Raw genomic sequence first — 23928 nt, 5'->3', positions numbered from 1 at the left:
ATAGACTCCCTTTCGGATATTAAAAGACCCCATACGGTAAATGTTGACAATTTTTCCGGCGGGCGGCTTCTCGGATCAATGAGGTTACCTGCTCCACCGGAAGCACTCAGGGTCGCACGTGCATTAACGGGGTTTTCACAGCAAGAAGCCGCCGATCTCGCCGGCGTCACAAGGCGGTACATCTCGACCGCCGAAACGTCGGAATCTATGTTCGACCTCAATCTCGCGCTGATCGACTTTTACATGTCCCGTGGGATTGAGTTTCTGGGAGAAGCTAAGATCGGAACAGGGGTCCGCGGTGCAGGCGCAAAATGGAGCGCTCCTGGATCGGCGGACAACCCGGAAGAGCGATTGCGATTCCAAACCGAAGACGTTGGGATATCTTTTCCAGCCGCCAGAGCTCTCCTGAACAAAACGCAAAAAGTCATTGCAAGCGAAACCGGGTTGTCCGTTGCGACAGTGAAAGCTTTGGAGCGCGGCGACCATTGGACTGACTCGTCAGAGACGATGCAGGGCTACTACGAACGGAACAACGTCGAGTTCCTCGGATGGAGCGACGCCGCGACAAAACGCTACTATGGAGTGGGCGTTCGTTGGCTCCCAAGCCTGAAAATATCTTCGTAATCGAGCGCGCGCTTCCTGGCGCTCGCGGCACCATCGCCACCTTTGTTGCGACGTATGCTCACGTGGTGATGTAACGGTTGCCATCCCAGTGACCAAGCTAAAGCCGAAGCGTCTCGCAAGCTCGACGAAAAGGACGGGCCAATGGGCCCGGCATTTGTTTTGTATACGGCCGAACGGACCGCCAGACGGAAGGTCGCTGGTCCGAACGGCTCGTATACCTAAACGGAATCCGCCTGACGGGCGGATACTTCTTTGTTTGATAAGCCACTCGTGCCTGTCCCTGTAAAGGCACGCTCGCCGCAGGGGCTCGCTCTCCGGCCTTGACAGGGTCATTCACTCGTAGCGTCGGCTTGGGAACAGCAACGCCAGGTGTGGCCTTGCTGCCCATTGATGACTGGAGAACCAATCAGCCGTTGGAGGGTGGGGCAGTAACTACCAGTAAAGTACGCACCGCTATGAAAAGAGCACCAGATTCCTAATCTGGGGGTCACGCGTTCGAATCGCGTCGGGATCACCAGTTTTTCAATGACTTAGGTGCCGCATAAAGGCAGCCCTGCGAGGGAAGAAAACGGCTTGGGCTAACGGATCGTGCTCAATGGTGACGATTCGCCCCCGCTGTGGCATTCTCCCGGCATGCCCGCGCCATCCAAGAAATTAAAGCTTCCCCCCTCATTGAGAATCAGTACTTCTCCCGCGCCCATCCGGCGGATGCCGGCCGCACCGCGCGGCCTAAGCGCAGCGCGGCGGTTTTTTATCCTCCCTGCCCCTCAGTCAAAAGCTGGCTCGATTAGCAGGTCCGCGTCAATCTTGAGCGGATCCAAGTACACTGGATGCTCAAGCAAGATGTCGATGATGAATCGCAACATGTCCGCCGCCGTCGCACGCTCAGCAACATATGGTTCCGCCTCGGGCTCGAGGAGGCGTTTTTTCGGTTTCTTGGTTTTCAGTCCGTGGACTATCGCTGACCGCGCTTCATAGATTTTTTTTACGCTCGCAACGACGTCTGACGGTTTTCGCGTCCCACTGAGCTTTGCTAGCGCTCCCGCACGTAAGCGGAGCTTGTAAGAGAGCGCTTGATTCTCCTGGTCGCCGAGGAGCACTTCAAGGCCTATCGTCGCGTCGAGGATCGCGTCTACGGCGTCGTCGCGCGTCATGCAGCTGTTCAGTCGCTTGAGCGCTATAGCAACCCTCTCTTCCCGCCGTCCGTGGATGAGATTGTAGAGCCTCCGAACGTCTTCCAATTCCCGCGCTGTAACCACACTCTGACCGCTGCCCGCCCAGCCATAATTGTCGAAACTGTTTGGATAGCGGCGGTAGGTCGCGCCGAAAACCGGCGGAAGATCTACGAAGTAACCGACAGACCACCGCCTCGGCACCATGCAGACCTGAGCGTAACCCGTAATTGCACCGGTGGCGGCGCGAAGGGCCGCGAAAAAAACGTCGATCTCTTCTAGGACGTTCTGGGATGGGTCGTTGAGTCCATCTCGCACTCCTCGAATGGTTGACGCCGGCATGCTCCAGTCCGTCGAAACGTATGCATGGGTCGCCGCGCTGACGACGCCAGCCACGGCTCCGGAACCGCGACGGTCGATACGGGAACGAGCCAACTGCAGGCCCTTGGGAATGCGGGCGACATAGGCGTTTCTGCTGAGCCGAAAGCGGTCAGCCGCGAAGTGGGTTAGCGCGATAGGCACCATCACCGTCACGGGGTAATCGTCGCGGATTACGCCCATCAAGATAGGGCGAAGCACTTTCCCGCGATTATCAGGATTGAGCGGGCCTGTGCCATAGGCGTGCAGGTACCGCTCGACCGCTGTAGCTACCATCCGATCGACATCATGCCCCGAATACGGCTCGTATAGCTGGAACCGCTCACCCAACTTACTTCCTTTGAGCAGTGAGATGAGCTTTGCGCCTTCGGGGAATTCCCTCTCGGGGTGGCGGTGCGTGAGTGCGCCGAGGAGTGACAACGGCCGAAACACTCCGACGTAATTTCTCGGCGCATTATCCGAATAGAAGCCATGCTCGCGGGAAATAGGGAACCCGCTGTCCATGAGCGACAAAGTTGGATAGTCGTTATGCGGGCTGAAATATTGGCCCGGGTTCCCAATTTTCTCTAGGACCGCCGCATGCAGTTCGTCGAAGGCAGCTTCGAAAGCCCGGTATAGCGACCTCGCTCGCTCGACTGCCACCTCGTCAATCACGACTCACCTCGCCTATTCTTCAGGCGGAAGTATTCTTTTCTTGAGACAATTTACAAAGTCGTTTTCCCTCTCCCGCTATCTTTTCCCCGGCCTAAAGCCCTACCCGCGCTGTCTGTGCCCGCAGGCGGCAAAGCGCGGCCTTAAAGCCGACGTCGTGGAGATCGAGGCTGATCGCTGAGCGCGCCGAGGCCGGGAAAATCCTCACCGCCGCAGATCCCCGCTACCTCCTCCGCCATAACGAAGCGATGACCCATTCCGTGATGAGCGGCGCGAGCCGACAACATTTCAAGTCAGACCTTCTCCGGCCGGAGGTGAGGCAGAGATTGCCGCGCTCATCACCAGCGAGAATTCCACACGCCGTAACCTCACACGTGCAGACGAGCAAATCGGACCCATCTCTTGACTGATGCGTGCGCCATGCCATTCTTCGCGCTGGGGATGTGGGAGAATTCATGAGATCGATGACCGTAGCGCTGCTGGCGTTGTCGGTGCCATCCGGCTGCAGTTTCTTCGATTCCAACCTGGTAAGCGCTTGCGAGAAGGTATTGAAGGAGCGGTTGGTATCGCGATCCGGATATCGGCGCGTGGAGATTAGTCAGTTATCCGACAAAGTGATGACGCGAGAGGAGTACGGGGATTATCTTAACAAGACAGAGAATGACGCCAATGCGCGGACATTGTATATGCGGCTCTTCGATGAGATTAAGCCCACAATTTTCTCTCTGATCATCACGTATGACGCTCCGAATACCTATGGAACGCTCATTCGAGGCATGGCCGCGTGTGATTATTTCGACAACGAGGGAGATGCATCAACCGCGGCTTATTATTCCGTCGAAGTCGATGGAAAGAGCAGTTCAGATTGGTCGCTCGACAGGGTGAAAGAATTGATCAAGTGACGGATCGGCTCCGATTCCTCACCCACATCGTATAGGGGGCAGCTATGGTGACACGATACCTTTTTCTTGATGGGGGATGTCTGCGCGCTCGCCTAAACGACATTTCTCACCGCTACTGCGAAGGACCGCCATTCAAAATAAACTGGTGGAGCCTCTCAGCCGGGTACGAGAAAATCTTCTACTACGACGCGCTCCCGGCCCGAAAGCCGAGCCAGTCTGACGAGGATTTTGAGGTTGAACGCCAGGAGGTTGAACAGCTTCACGCGAAACTCGCCACCTTTGATCGGTTTCGCGTCAACGAAGGCGACACCCGTTATCGGAAGGGGCGCGGTTTAGAGCAAAAGAAGGTCGATGTAATGATCGCTGTGGACATGATGATCCACACGATCCGCCGCAATATGACAGCCGCTAGTCTACTTGCGGGAGACGCTGACTTCACCCCCCTGCTCAACGCACTCTCGAACGAAGGGATGTTTGTCACCCTTATCCATCCGCCGAAAGCCTCCAAAGAACTGCTTGCGGCCGCTGACGCTCGACGCCCGATAACTGTGAAGCAAGTGTACGATTGGTTAGACGCATCATTTCAGGCGCGCTTCGGATCATTTCCAATCCCATCGTATGCTGATGCTTCGCATGATGGAAACTGTCAGCACATCTGGTCCGATGATTTATTGGGTATCGAGGTATGGTGCCATCTAATCGATAACACCATTTGGGCATCTTGGCCGGCACCGGAGCGCAGCGATAGACTGAATCTAAGGGGCGGCAATTGGAAGAACACTCGGCTCATCGCGTGTGATGATTACGGGGTCGAGTTACCGGCCGAGTTACAATCAGAATTTAAGCACCTCTAGGTGCGGCGGTCGCCTTCAGCCACGCGCCGGCAGATACACCCGAACAATGCTCGGAGCAAGAAAGTGTCGCCCGCAAGGACGAAAGGAGCATGATCCGATGATTATCAAAGCCCGGAAAACGACGCAGTTCCAGCCTGGCCGCGGCTACTCCAAGGAAGATTGGGATGCCGTCTCCGACAATCCCCCTCTGTCCAAGGAAGAGATGGCAAGCGCCAAGCCCTTCAAGGAGGCATTTCCTGAGGTTGCCGAGAAGATGGAAAGGGCCATTGCGGCCCGCGGTCGACCCAAGCTGGACAATCCGAAGCAACCCCTGAACATTCGTCTCGATGCCGATATCATCCAGTTTTACAAGGCCACTGGCAAAGGCTGGCAGTCAAGGATGAACGATGCGTTGCGCAAGGCGGCTGGCTTATAGCGCCCTTCGAAGATCCGCTGCAAAAACCGGCGGCCGTCGGCTTCCAAAGCTTGGCTAGCCTCATCATCACATTGCTGTGCCGTCGGCTCGCCGTGTCCTCACCGCGCGTCGCGCCCCCAATCCCAACAGCGCCGCCGCAACCCACCCACCGACAAAACCAATCGCACCCCAGACAAGACCTGCGAAGCTGACCGGCACACCCGGCACAAAATCCCGCCAGGTGTTGGCGAATACGACATCGTCCGGCTCGCGGAGCAGCACGAAGGGCTTGGCCACGGGTGCCGCGGTGCCGAGTTTCACTTGCTGCGCCAGCAGCGTTTCGTAGCGCGAGATCGTGCCTTGCATCGAGACGCCGCGGTCGCGGAGGAAATCGTCGGGGGATTGCGCATAGGTGTTCAGCGCCTGCTGGCGATCGAGGTGGTGGTCGGCGGCCTGTCTGTTGAAATCCTCGACGATGACGCGCAATTCGTCGATCGCGCCGCCGATCCGCTGGCGGTATTGCTGGGCAAATTCAGGCGCCTGTGAAAACACCGTGCCGCCGGCAAGCCCGGCGACGATGGCGATGATCCTTGCAATCGGTCCCATTCTCTCGATGCCTCCGGCGATCTCCAGCAGTAACGATCCGTGGCCGCAAAGGTTGCCGATGACACAATCGGTAACGCTATGTGATTGAACCGACAGCGCTTCCGGCGAGTTGCTCCCCTGACCAATGAGTTGCTCCTATGAGCAACTGAGAAAGAGAGGCTTGTCATGAAACAGATTATCCTTGCCTGCACACTCGCTGCCGCATCCATCTTTTCCGCAATGCCATCTAAGGCGGCCAGTGTGACGATCACCACGGGTGATGAGCGCCCCTACTACCGTGATTCGGAACGTCCCTATTACCGCCATCACAGCCCCTATTACCGCCACGACATGCGTCGGCGTTACGTTTCCAGCGACTGCTTTACCAAGACGGAAAAAATCCGCCGCCACGGCCATACGGTCATCAAGGAAACCAGGGTCTGCCGATAGGCGATCCACGCACGAAGCCCGGCTGATCCGCCGGGCTTTTCATCCGATTTCGTCACGCGGAACTTCGCCATATCGGCCGCGTTATTCGCGAAAGGAGTAAGCGTCATGCGTATCAAGATGACTCTTCTGGCAATCGCTTATGTCGCCGTCAGCGCCGTGCTGCTTGCCATCGCCTATCAGCCGCACGGGCCGGTGGCCCTGCAGAAGACGGATCGCATGGCCGGTTCGTCCTTCCTCGTCGAGCGCTTCGCCGGTTGATCGGCTGAGCGCTGAGTGAGAGACGACGACGCATCAATGCCGCTCATTGATCGGAGGCCCGCCGAGCAGGATCCGGTTCTGCACCGCATGCACGCCTTCGACGGCCCTGGCAACCGCGGTCGCCCGTTCGATCTCGCCGACGGTGCCGACCGTACCGGTCAGCACGATGTGCTCGTTTTCCATCGTCACTTCGACATCTGATGCATCGATGCCGCCGGCAATCGCCAGCGCGTTGGCGACGGCGGCTTCGACCGATGCGCGATTGGCAATTTCCGCTTCCATCTCGGGCTCGAGCCCGTGGAATGTCTGCTCCTTGAAAACCATGATCCGTTTCTCCTCAATATCCGAGCGTCAAACCTGCGGAGGAAACGCCCGTCGGCCGGTTTTGGTTGCAGGGCGGCTACCAGTTGAGGCGATAGCGCAGATTGACGATGCCGGCCTCATCTGCCGAAAACGGATTGCTGACCGATGCATCGAGATTGAGGTTGGGCAGGATTGCCTGGTTGACGGCAACCGAACTCGAAAAATCGCCGCTGGCATTGCTGATGCCGGCGCCTGCCGAAAGGGAAGTGCCTGTCCAGGGATGGATCAGCTTCAGCGCCTGCGACGCCGTCACCGAGGCCTGTTTGATATCGACCGCATCATATTGCACGCTGATCGACCGGCTCGATTGCATGTCGAGCGAATCCGACAGGATCCAGCTGCGGGAGCGGCTGAGCGTCAGCGCGCCGCTGCCGCGCAGCGTATCGACACTGATCCTTGCGCCCCGCTGCGATTGGCCTGCCGGCGTGACGTTTGTCCTGACGATCCTGCCCCACAGCATTGCCTGTTCGGAATCGGGCAGCGGCGCTCCGCCCTTGGTCGAGGCGAGCGCAATATCGGCGCCGGCGCTGGTTTCCCATTCCGCCGGCAGGCGGAAACCCATCGTCGCCTTGTAGGACCGGTCGGAGAGTTTGGCCGGCGCCCAGATTAGCAGATCATCGGCCCTCGCCGCCGAGGCGAGCGAGAAGAGGAGGGCGAAGAGAAGACAGGCTGTTTTGACTATCGTCATGAAATCCAACATTTCCACGGACACGGGGGCTGCCACGCACATAGATGCACAGCGAACGTGAGGGGGATTGCGGCCAAGCCGCCCATCCCGATTTCATCCTCGGTTTTAATGTTTGCCGGAAAGCCGTCGGCGCCTCAGCGCCTGTTTCCGAAAGACGCCGTAGCGCCCCGAATTGCCATGCGACCGTGAACGGCGCGACGAATTTCGAATCCGCTGGCAATGTCACAAGGATCACATCCAGCCGCGGCTCTGTAAACCCCTTGAGGGATGAAATCTGCTGCACCGCACACTTGCCGCCCCCTGCAAAGCCTAGTAGAGCCTGAGCCTACGAGAGAAATTTTCGCGAAATTGCAGATAATGACCGGCAAAACCGCGCCGCGGCGCCTCAGCATCTTCGGCTCGACCGGCTCGATCGGCCAGAACACCCTCAATGTCGTCGATCACCTGGGCGGACGGGAGAATTTCGAAATCTCCGTGCTGACCGGCAACGGCAATGTCGAATTGCTGGCCCGGCAGGCGAAAGCCTCAGGCGCTGGGATGGCGGTGACGGCAAGCGACCGGCATTACCAATCGCTGAAAAGCGCGCTTTCCGGCAGCGGCATCGAAGTCGCATCCGGAAAATCCGGCCTGATGGAAGCGGCCGACCGGGAAACCGACTGGGTGATGGCGGCAATCGTCGGCACCGCGGGCCTAGCGCCGACGCTGGCCGCAGCAAAGCGCGGCGCCGATATCGCCCTTGCCAACAAGGAATGCCTGGTCTCGGCCGGCGATCTGTTCATCGGCGCCATCCGCAAGGGCGGCGGCAGGCTGCTTCCCGTCGACAGCGAGCACAATGCGATTTTCCAGGTGCTGGAGGAAAACCAGCGCCATGCCATCGAGCGTGTGGTGCTGACGGCCTCGGGCGGGCCCTTCCGCACCGCCTCACTGAAGGAGATGGCCGGCGTGACGGCGGAGACCGCGCGCGCCCACCCGAACTGGTCGATGGGCCTGAAGATCTCGATCGACAGCGCCTCGATGTTCAACAAGGCGCTGGAGATGATCGAAGCCCGGCATCTGTTCGGCCTGACGCCCGAACAGATCGAGGTCATCATCCATCCGCAATCGATCATCCATTCGATGGTCGGCTATAGCGACGGCTCGGTGCTGGCCCAGCTCGGCGCCCCCGATATGCGCACCGCCATCGGTTACGCCCTGTCCTTTCCGCGCCGGCCGAACCTGCCGATCGAGCGGCTGGATTTCGCCAGGCTCGCCCGGCTGGATTTCGAGGCGCCGGATGAGCTGCGGTTTCCGGCCTTGCGGCTGGCGCGCCTGGCGATGACGCGCGGCGGCGTTCAGGGTGCCGTGCTGAACGGCGCCAAGGAAGTGGCGCTCGAAGCCTTCATCGAAGGGCGGCTGCCCTTCCTCGCCATGGCCGAGATCACCGAGAGGGTTATGGACGATCTGGCCGGCCTGCCGCCGGCCGCCGAGATGGACGATGTCTTCGCCGCCGACAGGCAGGCCCGGCAGAGGGCTGCAGACCTTATGAAACTGGAGATCGCCGGCTGAAGCTTACCGCAGCCGGTTGCCGGCCTCATCGAACAACCGGCAATCCGAGGGTTCGAACAGCAGGCCGACCTGCTCGCCCGCCGCGATGCTGATCGGTGAGCGGTGCTCGACGGTCAGGGACTGGCCGTCGGCGAGCTGGCAGTAGAGATATTGCGTTCCCCCGAGATATTCCGAGAAATCGACGGTGGCCGTCAGCTTGCCCGACCGATCGGGCGCCACCTTCAAATGCTCCGGCCGCAGACCGAGCGTCACCGCGCCTCCGGCCGGCCGGCCCGTGCCGACCAAGGTGGTTTCGATGCGGGAGCCGGCGACTTCGACCAGTCCCGCCTCGCCCCAGCGGGCAATCAAGAGGTTCATCCTCGGCGAGCCGATAAAGCCCGCCACGAAGGTATTGGCGGGGTCTTCGTAGATCTGCCTTGGCGTTCCGGCCTGCTCGACACGGCCGTCGCGCAGCACGACGATCTTGTCGGCGAGCGTCATCGCCTCGGTCTGGTCGTGGGTGACGTAGATCATCGTGTTGCCGAGTTCGCGGTGCAGGCGGGCGATCTCGATGCGCATCGACACCCTGAGTTCCGCATCGAGATTGGACAGCGGCTCGTCGAACAGGAAGACATCGGGCTTGCGCACGATCGCCCGGCCGATCGCCACACGCTGGCGCTGGCCGCCCGAAAGCTGCCCCGGCCGCCGGTCGAGAAGATGATCGATCTTCAGGATGGCGGAGGCGGCCTTCACCCGCGTCTCGATCTCGGCGGCATGGGTGCGCGCCATCTTCAGCCCGAAGGCCAGATTGTCACGCACGCTCATATGCGGATAGAGCGCATAGGACTGGAAGACCATGGCGATGCCGCGCTCGGAGGGATCGAGATCGGTGACCATGCGTCCCTTGATCTCGACCTCGCCGTCGGTCACATCCTCGAGGCCGGCGATCATGCGAAGCAGCGTCGACTTTCCGCAGCCGGACGGGCCGACGAAGACGACGAATTCACCCTCTTCGATCGTCAGGTCGATCCCGTGGACCACCTGCAGATTGCCATAGCTTTTGCGCACGTCCTGGAGCACGACGCTCTTGTTAGCCATACCGTTCGTCATCCCCAAACGACCTACTTGTCCGACTGGACCCAGACGAGCATCTCTCCGGGCGCGCGGTTGTCCCAGAGATGATAGGGCACGAAACGCGCGGTGGCGACCTGCCTTTCGGCCGGCGCATTGCGGTAGAGCGGTGTTCCCCAGTTCGACGTCTCCTCGCGCTCGACCTTGAGATCGAGGGCGACGGCATCGTTGAGATCCTTCAGCACGACGGGCTCGGCGGCCGGAAGTTTACGGGGCAGGACGATGGCGTTGAGATCCTCGCCATTGTCGGTCGTCTCGACGCAATAGACCAGCGGCCCGCGCATCAGTGCGACGCGGCCGGCATCCTGGCGCACCTTCGGATTGGCATATTGCGGGCGCAGCGAAAGCGGCAGGGAAAGGGCGACACGATCGCCATCGGTCCACTCACGATCGATCCTGGCATATCCATCGCGGATATTGGCAGCGAGATCGAGCATTTCCCCATTGACGCTGAGGGTGGCCCCCTCGGCCCAATCGGGAATGCGCAGCGACAGCGCGAGTTTGGCCGGCGTCTTGAGCCTGGTGGTAAAGGCGACCGCGCCATCCCACGGGTAGTTGGTGGTCTGCTCGAGTTCGACTTCGGCGCCGTTGGCGAGCTTCAGCCGGGCGGTGCTTTCGCCGTAGAGATGCACGGCGATCTCATCGTCGGCAACGGCATACATATAGGAGCCGATCGAGGTCACCAGCCGGGCGATGTTGGGCGGGCAGCAGGGGCAATGATGCCATTTCCAGCGATGATGCTTGCCCGCACTTTCGAGCGGATTGTCGTAGAAGAAGGTCTTGCCGTCGGTGGAAAGGCCGGGCAGCGCGCCGTTATAAAGCGCCTGCTCCATGACGTCGGCATAACGCCGGTCCGGGCCGCGCCCGAGCATGCGGCTTGCCCAGAAGACCAGGCCGACCGACGCGCAGGTCTCGGCGTAGGCCGTGGCATTGGGCAGGTCGTAATAATCGGTGAAGCCCTCGTTGGAGGCGGCCGGGCCGATGCCGCCGGTGATGTACATCTGCTTGGTGGTCAGATCGTCCCATAGCGTTTCCAGCGCCGCCGTCAGGCTGTCGTCCTTATATTCGGTAGCGATATCGGCCATGCCGGAATAGAGATACATGGCGCGCACGGCATGGCCGACGACCTTGGTCTGCTCGCGCACCGGCTGATGTGCCTGGCCATACTCATAGGTCTTCTGATGGAAGTCAGCGGCGCTCCGGCCGTCGCGAGCGGCTTCCGCCGTGAAGAAGTGCGGCTCGGTGCCGCGCTCGTCGATGAAGAATTTCGACAGTTCGAGATATTTCTTTTCGCCGGTGACGCGGGCGAGCTTGACCAGCGCCAGCTCGACCTCCTCATGACCGCAATAGCCCGGAAGCTGGCCCTCGCCATGGCCGAACATGGTGATCATGTAATCGGCAAAGCGGCACATGATATCCAGCAGCTTGCGCTTGCCCGTCGCCTGGTAATAGGCGACCGCAGCTTCCATCAGATGGCCGGCGCAATAGAGCTCGTGATGGTCGCGCAGGTTGGTCCAGCGGCGGGCGGGCTCGACGCGCTGGAACCAGGCGTTGAGATAGCCGTCCTTATCCTGCAGTCTCTCATACATGTCGATGATTTCATCGGCGCGCGCCTCCAGCTTCGGGTTCGGCCGGCGATAGAGCGAATAGGCGATGGTCTCGATCGATTTGCCGAGATCGGAATCCCAGAACATCTGCGTCGTCCCGCCCCATGGCTGAATGGGAATGACGACGCCGGGGCTCGGCTGGGAAACATCGATCGCCTTCAGCATGCCGGCCTCGACGCAGCGGTCGAGCAGGGTCTCGGCGGTGGAATTGCAGACGGCGTCCTGCCATTTGCCCCAGAAGCCGCCGAGCTCCACATCGGGAACGGCGACGGGACGAAACTGGCGGTCGTTGCTTGATTTGGTCATGGGTTCGACTTCCCTGTGGTTATTTCACCGCGCCGGCCATCAGCCCGCGCATGTAGTAGCGTTGCAGGAGCAGGAAGACGATCAGGCAAGGGATCGTCATGACGACAACACCGGCCTGCACCGCTCCCCAGTTGATGGCGCCGAGCCGACCGGCGCGAACCGCCGTCATCAGCACCGGCAGAGTGTATTTCTCATTGCTGGAGAGCAGCACCAGGGCGGCGAGAAACTCGTTCCAGGCATTGAGGAAGGCAAAGATCGCGACCGTCGCCACGCCCGGCAGCACCAGCGGCAACAAAACGCGGGCGAGAAGCCTGAGATCGCGGGCGCCGTCGATGCGGGCGGCCTCTTCGATTTCCTTCGGCACCGCATCGAAGGCATTGCGCATCATGAAGACGGAGAAGGGCAGCTGCAGCGTCACATAGACGAGCGTCAGCCCGATGAGCGAATTGTTGAGGCCGAGCTTTGCCAGGATGATGAAGAGCGGCGTCAGGATCGACTGGAACGGGATCATCAGCGTGGCGATGATCAGCACGAAGAGCGCATTCTTCATCGGGAAGCGATAGCGCGAGAAGCCGTAGCCGGCGAGCAGGCTGACGCCGACGGTCAGCACCACGGTGGCGACCGAGACGAACAGCGAATTGATCATGTGCCGCCAGATGCCGGCGCCGAACGTATCGAGCAGCGCATAGGCATCGAAGCTGACGCCCGATGTCGGCCATGGCGGCAGCGGCGGCAGGCTGGCTTCGGTCCCCTGGCGGAAGGAGGCGAGCAGCGTGATCGCAAACGGCGCCAGGAAGAACATCGAGATGGCGATGCCGGTGAGATGATAGGCCGATTTCACGCGGAAGGCCTTGCGGGCACGGCGTTCCCTTGAGGTGCTCATGGACGCTCCTCCCCGACGCGCAGCAGCCAGAGCTGCACGATGCTGATCGCCACCAGGATCGCGAGAAGCACGATCGACAGTGCCGCGCCGTAACCGAGATTGAACGACACGAAGGACTGGTTGAAGATGTAGTAGACGACCGAGATCATCTTGTTCTGCGGCCCGCCCGAGGTCATGATGTAGAACTGGTCGAAGGCAAGGATCGAGCCGGTGACGGAGACGATCAGTGCCAGCGCGATCGTCTTGCGCATCAGCGGCAGCGTCAGATGCCGGAAACGCTGCCAGCGGCCGGCCCCATCGATGCGGGCCGCCTCCGTCAGTTCGGAGGGAATGGCCTGCAGGCCGGTGAGAAGAATGATCATGGTGAAACCGGCGATCTTCCAGACGACCATCACCACAACAGTTAGGAAGGCGGTGTCGAAAGTCGCCAGCAGATTGGGGCTCTTTTCGACAAGACCGAGCGCCTTCAGGGCCGGGCCGATGAAGCCGCTATCGACATTCGCAAGCCAGACCCAGAGCAGCGAGGCGGTGGCGAGGCCGACGACGACGGGCAGAAAGATGACGGTGCGATAGGCGCTGACGAACTGCCGTTCCTTCTCGACGAAGATGGCGAGCGGAAAGGCGACGGCGAAGATCGCGATGGTGACGATCACCGTATAATAGGCGGTGAAATTCAGCGCCGTCACGAAGCGCGTGTCGTTGACCATGCGATAATAATTGTTGAGGCCGACCCAGCGCGACGCCCCCATCAGCGGCCAGTTGTGCAGGCTCATCCATCCGGTGAACAGCACCGGCATGATGAAGAAGACGATGACCAGCGCCATGGCCGGGGCGATATAGGCAAGGCCGCGCCAATTCGATTGGCGCCGTCGCCTGCGCCGAGGCAATAGGGTCTCTGAACCGGAACCGGTCATCGAAACGCTCCGCATCTGTCGGTTGGGATTGGCCGGGAAGCTGCCACCGCTCCCCGGCCGCGGCCGGGGGAGAGTTACTGGCCGCTATCGATGATCGATTGCATTTCCGACTGGGCGCTCGAAAACGCGCCGTCGACATCGTCGCCGAAGATCGCGGCGTTGGTGAAGCTTGCCCACGGGCCGTTGGCGCTGTTGATCAGGTCGTTGAACTGCAGCGTATAGGGCGTCTTGGCGACACTGATCGCCTTGAGGCCGACCTGCATGCGCGGGTCGAGACCTTCCAGCACCTTGTCGGCAATATCGCCGCGCGTCGGCAGGCTGCCGTATTTCGCCATGATCTTCTGGCCGTCTTCCGAATAGACATATTCGAGGAAGCCCTTCACCGCGTCGATCTTCTTCGTACCCTTGGTGATGACAAAATTATCGCCGCCGGCAAAGGACGACGGCTTGCCGTCGACGCCCGGAATGAGGGTCACGCCGAAATTGATGTCGGGATGCTCGGTCACCAGCGTGCCGATGGCAAAGGCGCCGAGGCTCTGCTGGCCGATCTTGCCATTGGTGAAGGTCAGGAAGTTGGCGCCGGTATCGCTGGCCGCACCCGCCGGCACCAGGTCCTTCTTGACCATGTTGCGGTAGATGTCGACGGCCTTGCGCATCTCAGGCGTATCGAGCGTCGCCTTTTTGCTGTCGGCCGACAGGATATCGGCGCCGGCACCCCAGGTGAGCGGCGTGAAGGTGAAGATCATGCAGCCGCCACAGCCGCCGCCGGAGAAATAAAAGCCGTAGGTATCGTCACCCAGCGCCCGGATCTTCTCGGCATTGGCAGTAATTTCGTCCCAATTCGCCGGTGCCTTTTCCGGGTCGAGCCCGGCCTTCTTGTAGAGATCCTTGTTCCAGGCGAAGACCGATGTCTCCACCGACAGCGGCAGGCCGTAAATCTTGTCCTGATAGGTGCCGAGACGGACATGCGAAGGCGACAGCGAGTTGAAATAGGGCAGCGATTTCGCCCAGTCCGTCAGATCCTCAAGCTGGCCGGCCGCGGCAAAGGCGGGGTTATAGATCAGATCCATCGACAAGGCGTCGGGCGCCTGTCCGCCGGCGATCGCCGTTGCATATTTCTGCACCAGCTCGGAGAACGGCACCTCGGTCATCACGACCTTGTTCTCATGGCCGGCATTATAGGCTTCGACGACCTTCTTGAAGGCGTCGCCGATGCCCGAGCGAACCCACATTTCGACATTTTCAGCCGCCGACGCAGCCGAAAACAGGCATAAGGTAGCGATGCTGGTCGCCGCCAAAAGACGCTTGATCATGACACTCCTCCCGATATGGCGCATCTCCCTGCGCCTTTGCTCATTCCCTAGATCTCATTCCCTTGATCATCCGAGGTTCTGCCCCCGCATGACTGCCGGACGATCAGCCGGCACGGCAATTTCCTCACTCCCGGCTCGACGGGCCGTCCTTCCGCAAGCGCCAGCACCGTCAATCCGGCCTGCCGCCCGAGCTCCTTCAACTCCATATCCACCGTCGTCAGCGGCGGCCGCGTCTGGGCCGCGACAATCTCCCAATTATCGAAGCCAATCAGCGAGACATCCTGCGGCACCTTGACGCCGCGCTCGCGCAAGGCATCCGCGGCACCGCGGGCGATCTGGTCGTTGCCGCAGAACAGCGCGTCGGGCTTTTCTCCCGGCCTCTTCCAAAGCTTCTCGACCGCCTCATGGCCCCAGCTTTCCGACCAGACGCCGTAAAGCACCGGCTCGCGATGACCTGCCACCTCGTGATAGGCGCCGGCGCGTTCCCGCACCGAGAAGAAATCCTCCGGCCCGGTGATATGGGCAATCCGCCGCCGTCCGATCTTGGCGAGCCACTCCACCGCCAGCCTCGCACCCTGCTCGTCGTCCGAACGGAAGGTAACGCTGTTCTGCGTCCCCTCGGTGAAGGCGTAGACGACAGGCACATGCAAATTCGACAGATCGACGGGCAGGCGCCGGTCCAGCCGCTTTCCCGTGGCGATGATGCCGTCGACCTGCTTGTCGAGCATCGCATCGACATGGATCTGGGCGAGCGCCGGATCGTCTTCGATGGCGCAGAGGAAGACCGAAACCCCATGGTCGACCAGCGCGTCCGAGATACCCGCCATCACCGGCAGGGTGAAACGGCCGTAAGTGTCGTTGGTCAAGAGCCCGATGGTGAAGCTGCGCTTGCTGAGAAGACCTCTCGCCAGCGCATTCGGCCGATATCCGATTTCGCCGGCGATGCGCTTCACCCGCTCGCGCGTTTCCGCGCCCATCCGGCCGGTGTCGTTGAGCGCCTTCGACGCGGTCGATATGCTCACCGCGGCAGCCGCCGCCACCTCATGGATGGTGATCCTGCCTCTTTTTCCTCCCGATATGTTCAGACTGTCCTCCTTCTGAAGTGGCTTGAGAAAAGCTTTTACCAACCGCTGTGTCAAGTGAGAAAAGGTTTTCTCATGTAGTTCAGGCGTTGTCAGCGGGAGGACGGTCGGCGGCAAGGCGTAAATGCAGCGGAAGGAGCCACGCGCATCGGCGGCATCGAGGCGGCGCCGAGCGGATGATCGGAGTCAGGGCAAAGAAGATTGGCCGGCGGCAGAGGCGCACGGCTGATCACCGCCAGGACCTCCGATGGAGGTCCTGAATGGCGCGGTCATCGAAAAATCAGGCGACGTGCCTGGCCAGCGCGCAGCGCGACCAGAGCGAATGGAGCGCCTCGACCAGATGGGCGATATCGGCATCGGAATGCAGCGGCGTCGGCGTGATGCGCAGCCGCTCGGTCTTCTTCGGCACGGTGGGATAGTTGATCGGCTGGACGTAGACGCCGCAATTGTCGAGCAGCAGGTCGGAGATCCACTTGCATTTGGCGGCATCGCCGACCAGCACCGGCACGATATGGCTTGGATTGGGCACATGCGGAATGCCGCTCTGATCGAGCAGCATCCGGAGCTTGCGCACCCGGTCCTGATGGCGGGCGCGCTCGAACTGGCTGACCTTCAGGTGCTGGATCGAAGCGACGGCGCCGGCGGCAAGCGCCGGCGGCAGCGCCGTGGTGAAGATGAAGCCGGAGGCGAAGGAACGGATGAAGTCGCAAAGCGCTGCCGAAGCGGCGATATAACCGCCCATCACCCCGAAGGCCTTGCCGAGCGTGCCTTCGATGACGGTCAGCCGGTCCATCAGCCCTTCGCGCTCGGCAATGCCGCCGCCGCGCGGGCCGTACATGCCGACCGCATGCACTTCGTCGAGATAGGTCATCGCGCCGTATTTGTCGGCGAGGTCGCAGATTTCCTTGATCGGGGCGATATCGCCGTCCATCGAATAGACGCTCTCGAAGGCGATCAGCTTCGGCGCCTTCGGATCGGCGGCTTTGAGCTTGGCTTCGAGATCGGCGACGTCATTGTGCTTCCAGATCACCTTGTCGCACTTGGCATGACGAATGCCCTCGATCATCGAGGCATGGTTCAGCGCGTCGGAGAAGATGACCAGGCCGGGGATCCTGGCGCCGAGCGTGCCGAGGGCTGCCCAGTTGGAGACATAGCCCGAGGTGAAGATCAGGGCTGATTCCTTGGCGTGCAGATCGGCAAGCTCACGCTCGAGCATGACGTGGTAGTGGTTGGTGCCAGAAATATTCCGGGTGCCTCCCGCACCCGCGCCACAGTGGTCGATGGCGTTTTTCATCGCCTCGATCACCTTCGGGTTCTGGCCCATGCCGAGATAGTCGTTGGAGCACCAGACCGTGACTTCCTTTTCGCCATCGGCCGTATGGCGCGTCGCGCGCGGGAAATTGCCGCGGTGACGCTCGAGATCGGCAAAAACGCGGTAACGGCCCTCGGCATGAAGCCCGTCCAACTCGTTTTTGAAAAACGCTTCGAAATCCATCATCTGCTCCAGTGTCGCGCGGCCGTTCTTGCCGACCGGACGTCCGCGCGTCAATACTTACCCTTTGCTTTAACATCAACTGCGGCAAAAGGCCCAGTTTTTTGAATGATTCCAGATAAAAAATCCGCACGCCGCGATCAATGAAACTGATGCCGCGAAACGCAGCTGGTTTGCGATCCCTGCATAGGACGACGACAGCCGACTAGCAAAAAAATCAACGCAACGGTGGACAACCCTTTCTTCCGACATAGTTTTCGCTCTAGTCTGACGAAAAATAAAAAGGGACGGCCTTCGCCCGCTGGGCAACAACCTCGGAGAGAAAAGATGAAAAAAGCTGTCATACTCGCATTGATCGGCCTGTCGATCGCAAGCTGTACGCCGACTCAACAGGGCGCCGGCATCGGCGCTGCATCAGGTGCGGTCATCGGCGGCGCAGTCACCGGCAACGTCCGCGGCGCAGCCGTTGGCGCCGCGATCGGCGGTGTGTCCGGCGCCCTCATCGGCAGCGTCGCCGAACAGCCCGGCCAGTGCTACTATCGCGACCGCTACGGCCGCCGCTATATCGATACCTGCCCGCGCTGATACCGCTGGCAAACCGGTACACTCAGGAAATCCCGGACACACCTCCGGGATTTTTTGTGCTAAATTAGCGCGCTGGCAATTTAAAATGGTACACCCCGCGCGATTTTGCCGCTAAGCTGTTCACGGCTGGGCAACGAAGCTTCATTGAAGACCTAACCAAAAGCAGCGTATGCGGATTAGAGGGACAGGCCCGAAAACAGGTACTGCGTATCGGCGAACAGGCACCATGATGGTGGTCGCAGCAGCAGCTGCGTTCTCACCGGTCCTGATCGGCGACGCTTACGCCTTCAAGCTTTTCGGCATCACCATTTTCGGCAAGGACGATGACGAAGCTCAGCAGGTGCCCGATCCGGTGCGCTATAACGTCGATCTCAAAGCCGACACCGCCGATCCCGACCTAAAAGAAGCGCTGCAAAACAGCTCCCGCCTCCTCAGTGACCAGAAGCTGCCGGTTTCCGGCGATCTCGGCGTCGTCGTCAAGGCGCGCGACGACCGCGAGCGGTTGATCGCAGCTCTCTATGAAAAGGCCCGTTACGGCGGCGTGGTGACGATCACCATCGACGGCAAGAATATCGACGACCTGCCGCCCAATCCGACATTCGATCGGTCCGGGCCGGTCCCGGTCACCGTCGACATAACGCCCGGCCCGATCTTCAAGGTCAGGGAAGTCCAGTTCGGCGGCGATGCCGCAAACCACAATCCCGCCGATTACGATCTGGCGCCGGGCGCCCAGGCCGGCTCGCTTGCCATCATCAAGGCCGGCGACAAGATCGTCGAGCAGTTGAAGAGCGAGGGACGGCCCTTCGCCAAGCTGACCGAACGCAAGGTCGTCGCCGACCATAGGAGCGACACCGTCGATATCGTCCTTGCGGCCGAAGGCGGCCCGGTCGCCCCGATCGGCGATGTCGGCGTCACCGGCGAAAAAACCGTCAAGCCGGGGTTCATCCAGCGTTATTCCCGGCTCGACAAGGGCGAAGCCTATTCCCCGGAGGCGCTGAAAAAGGCCGGCGAGCGGCTTCGCGCCCTCGGCGTCTTCTCAAGCGTCACCATCCACGAAGGCGATGCGCTGGCGCCGGACGGTACGCTGCCGATGACGATCGAGGTTTCCGAAGGCAAGCAGCGCTATTTTGGCGTCGGCGCCCAATATTCCACCACCGACGGCTTCGGCGTCCAAGGCTATTGGGGCCACCGCAACCTGTTCGGCGAAGCCGAAACGCTGCGCATCGAGGGATCGGTGTCGCGGCTCGGTGAAACCACCGATGTCGGCAGCCTCGACTATTCCGCCGGTATTTTGTTTACCAAGCCCGGCGCCTTCTTCCCCGCCGCCACGCTGAAGGCCGGCATCGTCGCCAAGACCGAAAATCCGGATGCCTATAATGCGACGCTCGTCACCGCCTCGCTCGGCCTCTCCTACGAGCTGACCGACCGGGACACCGTCTCGGCAAGCGGCGAGGTCAGCTGGGAGCGCGACGACGACGCCTTCGGCACCAACGACTATCTGACCTTCACCCTGCCGCTGCAATATGACCGTGACGCCCGCGACGACAAGTTCAACCCGACGGAAGGCTATCGCGCGACATTTTCGGCAAAGCCCGGTTACGAGATCTTCAACGCCACGCCCTATGCGGCATTCCAGGGCTCGATCTCCGGCTATCTGCCCTTCGGCGCCGAGGACGGCGTGGTGCTGGCCGGCAAGGTCGCCGCCGGCGTCTTGATCGGCGGCGGCGGCATCGAGAATATTCCCGCCACGCAGCGCTTCTTTGCCGGCGGCGGCGGCTCCGTGCGCGGATACAGCTACCAGGAAATCTCGCCCTATAACGACAATGGCGACCCCACCGGCGGCCGCTCATATGTCACAGGTTCGCTGGAAGCCCGCATCGCGATCACCGATACGATCGGCATCGTGCCCTTCATCGATGTCGGCACCGTATCGGACAGCACCTTTCCTGGTTTTTCCGATATCCGCGCCGGCGCCGGCGCCGGAATACGATATGCCACACCTTTCGGCCCGCTGCGGCTTGATTTTGCCATGCCGCTGAACAAGTACGAAGGTGGCACAGATTATGGAATCTACGCCGGCATCGGCCAATCCTTCTAGAAGGGCCGATATCGATTTGTGAACCATCGTGAAAACGGGGTAGTGTCCGCGCCGATGCAAATGCTGGCAAAAATCGTCAACTGGTTCCTGCGGCTCACCGCCTACGGCGTGGGCGCCATCTTGATTCTTGCCGTCCTGGCACTGGCGATCTTCGGCTTCACCGCCTTTGGCGCCCGCATCGTTACCGAAAAGATCGCCTCGACGCTGTCCAACCGCGACATGACGATTACGGTGCGTGAGCCGCAAGGTCTTTTGACCGGCGGGCTTCGCGCCGCCGAGATCACCGTCTCCGATACCAGGGGCGTCTTTGCGGAAATTCACGGCATCGGCATCGACTGGAACCCGCTGGCACTTCTGACCGGAACCTTCCATGCCAAACGCTTCGAGATCGAAGCGATCGACGTGCTGCGCAAGCCGGTGCGCACCCTGCCCTCGCGGCCCGCAGCGGAAAATGCCGGCGGCTTCAGCCTTCCGATCAAGGTTGATATAGATCGCGTCGCGCTGCCCGATATCAAACTGGCCGAATCGTTTGCGGGACGCGCCTTCGCGCTCGCTGCCGAAGGCAGCCTGTCGGCAAACCGCGATGGCGGCGAGGCGATTGTCAATGTCCGCCGTCATGCCGTCCCGGATGCACGGCTGGTCGCCGATATCGCCTATGCGCCAGCGGAAAACCGGCTGCGGCTGAAAGCGCAGCTTGCCGAACCGAAGGGTGGACTGCTGGCAGGTTTTCTCGGCCTGCCCGACAATCCCGCCGTCAACATCGATCTCGACGGCCAGGGACCGATATCCGACTGGAGGGGCAAAGTGCAGGCCGCTCTCGACGGACAGCAGCGCGCCGCGATCGAGGCCCGGCATCAGATCAGTGCGGACGGACTGCACCACCTCGACCTCAAGGGCGGCGGCGACCTGAGCTCGCTGCTTCCAGCTGCGTTCCGGCCGCTTTTCGCCGGCCAGACCAATATCGATCTTGCTACCACCTTCAACGACCACGGCAAGATCGATATCCAGACCGGCAATATCGCCACCGGCAGCGTCGTCATCGCTGCCTCGGGCACGCTCGATCCGGCCGGCAACAACAGCCTGAACGCCAATCTGCTCGGCACATCGGGGCCGGTCGATTTCCGCTGGCCGCTCGCCGAAGGCGAAGCACGCTTGCTGATCTCAGGCCTCAACCTGGCCCTGACGGGCGATGCGCAGGCGGCCCGACTGAATGTCAGCGGCTCGCTCGATACCGCGACCCTGCCGCAAGCCGTTATCGGCAATGTCAAGCTGACGGCAAAGAGCGACGCCTTCAATCTCGCCGCCCGATCCGGCAGCGTCCAGCTGCGTCTCGTTGCCGGCGACATGACCTTTGCGGAGCCGAACCTCAATCGTGCCGTCCAGGGCCCGGTCACGATCGCCTCGCCCCTGCAGATAACGCCCGGCAGCATCGGCTTCAACGGCACCACCCTCGAAAGCGCCAACATCAACGGCGGCCTCAACGGCTCGTACCGGTTGGCAGACCAGGCGCTGACCGGCAACGTCAAGCTTACCATCGCCCCGGCAGCCTTGCCGGCTGCGGTCTCGGGCAGGTTCGACGGGCCGATCTCGCTGGAAAGCCAAGTGACCGGCACCATTCCGTCGAAATTCGCGCTGTCCAACCTCGTCGTGACCTCCGGCACGCTTGAGGCCGCCGGCAATGTCGCGCTCGACGGCTCGAAGGTGAATGCCGATCTTTCCGGCCGGCTGCCCGACATCGGCAAACTCATCACCGGCGCCAACGGCGGGGCCGGATATGCGGTAAGAGTGGGCGGCGAGCTGCCAGCCATCTCGGTGACGGCCAATCTCAAGTCCCCCAGCCTTGAAATGGCCGACCGGACGCTCGGCAACCTCAATATCGACCTGTCGGGTCTTGCCGATCCCAAGGCGCCGCAGGGCAAAATTGCCGCCACCGGCACGATCGACGGCCAGCCGATCGCCATCAACGGCGACATCAGCTCCGCGGACGGCCGGATGCGTATTCCGGCACTGACCGCCGATATTGGCGGCAACCGGCTGACCGCCAATCTGGAATTCTCGCCCGCCCTGCAGCCGACCGGCGCCCTGACCTTCGACTTCCCCAATATCGGCCTGCTCGCGGCACTCGGCGGGCAGAAGGCCGAAGGCGATCTCAAGGGGTCGCTTGGCGTCGTCAGCGACAACGGCAAGATCGCGCTGAAGCTGCGTGCAACAGGCGCCTCGATCCGCCGTGATACGCTTGCGATCGTCAAGCCGGATATCGATGTCACGGTCAGCGATCTCTCCACTTTTGCGGCAAACGGCACGGTCAAGGCCGAGGAACTGAATGCTGGAGCAAACAGGCTTGCCGGCCTTGCGCTCGGTTTTACCAGGCAGCAGAACCAGACCGATTTCGATCTCAATGCCGCCTATGACGGCAACCCAGTGCTGGCCGCCGGCAATATCGAGATGGCCGATGGGGCGATCGACCTTAACCTTGACCGCTTTTCGGCAAGCCCCCGCAATATCCCGGTCGAACTTGCGGCACCGACGCAGGTCGCAATCACCGGCGGCACCGCCAGCCTGACCGGCCTGACGCTGAAAACAGGCACCGGCTCGGTAAGCGTCACCGGTTCGGCCGGCGAGACGCTGAAGCTCGATGCCGACATTCACGACCTGCCGGCCGCTCTCGCCAACGGTTTCGTACCGAACCTTTCGGCCGGCGGCACGATCTCCGGAAAGATTGCCGTGACCGGAACGCCGGCCGCACCCGTCGCCGACTTCAAGCTCGACTGGAAGGATGCGACGACTGGCCAGACCAAGGGAGCCGGGCTGGCGCCGCTCGGCATCACCGCCGGCGGCAAATTCGCCGACAATAAGCTCGATTTCGACACGACGATCGGCAGCGGTGACGGCTTGTCGCTTAAGGCCGCCGGCAATGTTGCACTCGCCGACCCGAAGGCGCCGGTGCTTAATATCGACGCCGATATTCTCAACCTGCCCGCCCGCATCGCCAATGGTTTCGTTCCTGATCTTGCCGCAGCAGGCGTGATCACCGGGAAGGTCTCGGCGACCGGACCGCTGTCCGCGCCGACCGCCAATTTCGATCTCGATTGGAAAGATGCTGCGACCAGCCACACCAAGCGCGCCGGTCTTGGCGACCTCGCAGTGAAGGCATCCGGTAAATTCGCCCACAACAAGCTTGATTTCGACACAGCGATAGCGGGCGCCGACAGCCTCTCGCTGAAGGCAAACGGCAATGTCGCCGTCACAGGCACGACGATCGGCAACGTCGAGGTCGATGCAACGCTCAAAAATATCCCGGCGGGCATCGCAAACAGCTTCGTCGCCGATCTTGCCGCCAAAGGCGCGATCTCCGGAACGGTTTCGGCGGCAGGCTCGCTTGCTGCTCCCACCGCCAGTTTCGACCTTAGCTGGAAAGATGCTGGGACGAGCCACACCAAGCGTGCCGGTCTTGGCGACCTCGCGGTGAAGGCATCCGGTAAATTCGCCGACAACAAGCTTGATTTCGACACAGCGATTGCGGGCGCCGACAGCCTCTCGCTGAAGTCAAACGGCAATGTCGCCGTCACAGGCACGACGATCGGCAACGTCGAGGTCGATGCAACGCTCAAAAATATCCCGGCGGGCATCGCAAACAGCTTCGTCGCCGACCTTGCCGCCAAAGGCGCGATCTC

Annotated in this window: 21 protein-coding genes; 10 read left to right on the top strand and 11 right to left on the bottom strand. The window is 61.3% G+C overall.

Annotation, left to right across the window (positions count from 1 at the left end):
- The first annotated feature begins 207 nt into the window (after window positions 1–207).
- Entirely contained in the window at window positions 208–624 is a 417-nt protein-coding gene (locus tag K6N12_RS28995) for a helix-turn-helix domain-containing protein (protein ID WP_246645678.1), read from the top strand.
- 767 nt (window positions 625–1391) lie between these two features.
- Here the strand turns inward: K6N12_RS28995 and K6N12_RS34865 are convergent.
- Entirely contained in the window at window positions 1392–2828 is a 1437-nt protein-coding gene (locus K6N12_RS34865; RefSeq protein ID WP_097629622.1) for a HEPN domain-containing protein, read from the bottom strand.
- Window positions 2829–3280: 452 nt separating this feature from the next.
- Here K6N12_RS34865 and K6N12_RS28985 point away from each other — a divergent pair, with 452 nt between their 5' ends.
- From K6N12_RS28985 to K6N12_RS28975, 3 genes are all read left to right on the top strand, one after another.
- Window positions 3281–3727: a hypothetical protein gene (locus tag K6N12_RS28985; protein ID WP_222149035.1), complete on the top strand. Its 447-nt coding sequence runs from the start codon at window positions 3281–3283 to the stop codon at window positions 3725–3727.
- 44 nt (window positions 3728–3771) lie between these two features.
- A complete protein-coding gene (locus tag K6N12_RS28980; RefSeq protein WP_097629620.1) occupies window positions 3772–4581 on the top strand; it encodes an NYN domain-containing protein in 810 nt (269 codons plus the stop codon).
- 97 nt (window positions 4582–4678) lie between these two features.
- On the top strand, window positions 4679–4996 hold the full coding sequence (locus tag K6N12_RS28975) for a BrnA antitoxin family protein (protein ID WP_054182468.1): 318 nt from the start codon (window positions 4679–4681) through the stop codon (window positions 4994–4996).
- Between the two features lie 66 nt (window positions 4997–5062).
- Here K6N12_RS28975 and K6N12_RS28970 read toward each other — a convergent pair whose 3' ends face one another.
- Window positions 5063–5581: a DUF2937 family protein gene (locus K6N12_RS28970; RefSeq protein ID WP_097629619.1), complete on the bottom strand. Its 519-nt coding sequence runs from the start codon at window positions 5579–5581 to the stop codon at window positions 5063–5065.
- A gap of 165 nt (window positions 5582–5746) precedes the next feature.
- On the opposite strand from K6N12_RS28970, the gene K6N12_RS28965 reads away from it, so the two are divergent.
- Both K6N12_RS28965 and K6N12_RS28960 read left to right on the top strand, forming a co-directional pair.
- Window positions 5747–6010 (top strand): hypothetical protein, encoded by a 264-nt coding sequence (locus K6N12_RS28965; RefSeq protein ID WP_097629618.1) that lies wholly within the window; start codon window positions 5747–5749, stop codon window positions 6008–6010.
- A gap of 105 nt (window positions 6011–6115) precedes the next feature.
- Entirely contained in the window at window positions 6116–6268 is a 153-nt protein-coding gene (locus K6N12_RS28960; protein ID WP_165503973.1) for a hypothetical protein, read from the top strand.
- Window positions 6269–6301: 33 nt separating this feature from the next.
- Here K6N12_RS28960 and K6N12_RS28955 read toward each other — a convergent pair whose 3' ends face one another.
- Both K6N12_RS28955 and K6N12_RS28950 read right to left on the bottom strand, forming a co-directional pair.
- Window positions 6302–6592 (bottom strand): BON domain-containing protein, encoded by a 291-nt coding sequence (locus K6N12_RS28955; protein WP_097629617.1) that lies wholly within the window; start codon window positions 6590–6592, stop codon window positions 6302–6304.
- Between the two features lie 76 nt (window positions 6593–6668).
- Window positions 6669–7319 (bottom strand): hypothetical protein, encoded by a 651-nt coding sequence (locus tag K6N12_RS28950; protein ID WP_097629654.1) that lies wholly within the window; start codon window positions 7317–7319, stop codon window positions 6669–6671.
- Between the two features lie 354 nt (window positions 7320–7673).
- Between K6N12_RS28950 and dxr the strand changes: the two genes are divergently transcribed.
- On the top strand, window positions 7674–8864 hold the full coding sequence (dxr, locus tag K6N12_RS28945) for a 1-deoxy-D-xylulose-5-phosphate reductoisomerase (RefSeq protein ID WP_097629653.1): 1191 nt from the start codon (window positions 7674–7676) through the stop codon (window positions 8862–8864).
- 3 nt (window positions 8865–8867) lie between these two features.
- Here the strand turns inward: dxr and K6N12_RS28940 are convergent, their stop codons facing one another.
- From K6N12_RS28940 to hemA, 7 genes are all read right to left on the bottom strand, one after another.
- The gene (locus tag K6N12_RS28940; RefSeq protein WP_131711722.1) at window positions 8868–9953 is read right to left on the bottom strand and encodes an ABC transporter ATP-binding protein; all 1086 of its coding nucleotides are present in this window, start codon (window positions 9951–9953) and stop codon (window positions 8868–8870) included.
- A gap of 11 nt (window positions 9954–9964) precedes the next feature.
- Window positions 9965–11887 carry a glycoside hydrolase family 127 protein gene (locus tag K6N12_RS28935; protein WP_097629615.1) on the bottom strand — a complete coding sequence of 641 codons (1923 nt, stop codon included), beginning with the start codon at window positions 11885–11887 and terminating at the stop codon, window positions 9965–9967.
- A gap of 19 nt (window positions 11888–11906) precedes the next feature.
- Complete coding sequence (locus K6N12_RS28930; RefSeq protein ID WP_097629614.1) at window positions 11907–12770, bottom strand: carbohydrate ABC transporter permease; 864 nt, start codon at window positions 12768–12770, stop codon at window positions 11907–11909.
- On the bottom strand, window positions 12767–13684 hold the full coding sequence (locus K6N12_RS28925; protein ID WP_097629613.1) for a carbohydrate ABC transporter permease: 918 nt from the start codon (window positions 13682–13684) through the stop codon (window positions 12767–12769). Before K6N12_RS28925 ends, K6N12_RS28930 begins: the two co-directional genes overlap by 4 nt.
- A gap of 74 nt (window positions 13685–13758) precedes the next feature.
- A complete protein-coding gene (locus K6N12_RS28920; protein WP_097629612.1) occupies window positions 13759–14997 on the bottom strand; it encodes an ABC transporter substrate-binding protein in 1239 nt (412 codons plus the stop codon).
- 47 nt (window positions 14998–15044) lie between these two features.
- Window positions 15045–16037: a LacI family DNA-binding transcriptional regulator gene (locus tag K6N12_RS28915; RefSeq protein ID WP_097629611.1), complete on the bottom strand. Its 993-nt coding sequence runs from the start codon at window positions 16035–16037 to the stop codon at window positions 15045–15047.
- Window positions 16038–16359: 322 nt separating this feature from the next.
- On the bottom strand, window positions 16360–17574 hold the full coding sequence (hemA, locus tag K6N12_RS28910; protein ID WP_183855663.1) for a 5-aminolevulinate synthase: 1215 nt from the start codon (window positions 17572–17574) through the stop codon (window positions 16360–16362).
- A gap of 324 nt (window positions 17575–17898) precedes the next feature.
- On the opposite strand from hemA, the gene K6N12_RS28905 reads away from it, so the two are divergent.
- The 3 genes from K6N12_RS28905 to K6N12_RS28895 all read left to right on the top strand — a co-directional run.
- A complete protein-coding gene (locus tag K6N12_RS28905; RefSeq protein WP_003582726.1) occupies window positions 17899–18156 on the top strand; it encodes a YMGG-like glycine zipper-containing protein in 258 nt (85 codons plus the stop codon).
- Window positions 18157–18325: 169 nt separating this feature from the next.
- Complete coding sequence (locus tag K6N12_RS28900) at window positions 18326–20254, top strand: autotransporter assembly complex protein TamA (RefSeq protein ID WP_179867090.1); 1929 nt, start codon at window positions 18326–18328, stop codon at window positions 20252–20254.
- 54 nt (window positions 20255–20308) lie between these two features.
- On the top strand, window positions 20309–23928 hold a 3620-nt coding region (locus tag K6N12_RS28895; RefSeq protein ID WP_485064275.1), incomplete at its 3' end, for a translocation/assembly module TamB domain-containing protein.

The organism is Rhizobium redzepovicii, assembly GCF_019793435.1.
Taxonomy (GTDB): domain Bacteria; phylum Pseudomonadota; class Alphaproteobacteria; order Rhizobiales; family Rhizobiaceae; genus Rhizobium; species Rhizobium redzepovicii.
This window is presented reverse-complemented; position numbering and strand designations above follow the sequence as displayed.

What these genes read in the sequence shown, in the direction of transcription:
- K6N12_RS28975 (WP_054182468.1), top strand. Translation starts at nt 4,679, where the DNA reads ATGATTATCAAAGCCCGGAAAACGACGCAGTTCCAGCCTGGCCGCGGC.
- K6N12_RS28900 (WP_179867090.1), top strand. Translation starts at nt 18,326, where the DNA reads ATGCGGATTAGAGGGACAGGCCCGAAAACAGGTACTGCGTATCGGCGA.
- hemA (WP_183855663.1), bottom strand. Translation starts at nt 17,574, where the DNA reads ATGGATTTCGAAGCGTTTTTCAAAAACGAGTTGGACGGGCTTCATGCC.
- K6N12_RS28905 (WP_003582726.1), top strand. Translation starts at nt 17,899, where the DNA reads ATGAAAAAAGCTGTCATACTCGCATTGATCGGCCTGTCGATCGCAAGC.
- K6N12_RS28985 (WP_222149035.1), top strand. Translation starts at nt 3,281, where the DNA reads ATGAGATCGATGACCGTAGCGCTGCTGGCGTTGTCGGTGCCATCCGGC.
- K6N12_RS28960 (WP_165503973.1), top strand. Translation starts at nt 6,116, where the DNA reads ATGCGTATCAAGATGACTCTTCTGGCAATCGCTTATGTCGCCGTCAGC.
- K6N12_RS28935 (WP_097629615.1), bottom strand. Translation starts at nt 11,887, where the DNA reads ATGACCAAATCAAGCAACGACCGCCAGTTTCGTCCCGTCGCCGTTCCC.
- K6N12_RS28955 (WP_097629617.1), bottom strand. Translation starts at nt 6,592, where the DNA reads ATGGTTTTCAAGGAGCAGACATTCCACGGGCTCGAGCCCGAGATGGAA.
- K6N12_RS28965 (WP_097629618.1), top strand. Translation starts at nt 5,747, where the DNA reads ATGAAACAGATTATCCTTGCCTGCACACTCGCTGCCGCATCCATCTTT.
- K6N12_RS28980 (WP_097629620.1), top strand. Translation starts at nt 3,772, where the DNA reads ATGGTGACACGATACCTTTTTCTTGATGGGGGATGTCTGCGCGCTCGC.
- K6N12_RS28930 (WP_097629614.1), bottom strand. Translation starts at nt 12,770, where the DNA reads ATGAGCACCTCAAGGGAACGCCGTGCCCGCAAGGCCTTCCGCGTGAAA.
- K6N12_RS28970 (WP_097629619.1), bottom strand. Translation starts at nt 5,581, where the DNA reads ATGGGACCGATTGCAAGGATCATCGCCATCGTCGCCGGGCTTGCCGGC.
- K6N12_RS28950 (WP_097629654.1), bottom strand. Translation starts at nt 7,319, where the DNA reads ATGACGATAGTCAAAACAGCCTGTCTTCTCTTCGCCCTCCTCTTCTCG.
- K6N12_RS28920 (WP_097629612.1), bottom strand. Translation starts at nt 14,997, where the DNA reads ATGATCAAGCGTCTTTTGGCGGCGACCAGCATCGCTACCTTATGCCTG.
- K6N12_RS28995 (WP_246645678.1), top strand. Translation starts at nt 208, where the DNA reads ATGTTCGACCTCAATCTCGCGCTGATCGACTTTTACATGTCCCGTGGG.
- K6N12_RS28925 (WP_097629613.1), bottom strand. Translation starts at nt 13,684, where the DNA reads ATGACCGGTTCCGGTTCAGAGACCCTATTGCCTCGGCGCAGGCGACGG.
- K6N12_RS28940 (WP_131711722.1), bottom strand. Translation starts at nt 9,953, where the DNA reads ATGACGAACGGTATGGCTAACAAGAGCGTCGTGCTCCAGGACGTGCGC.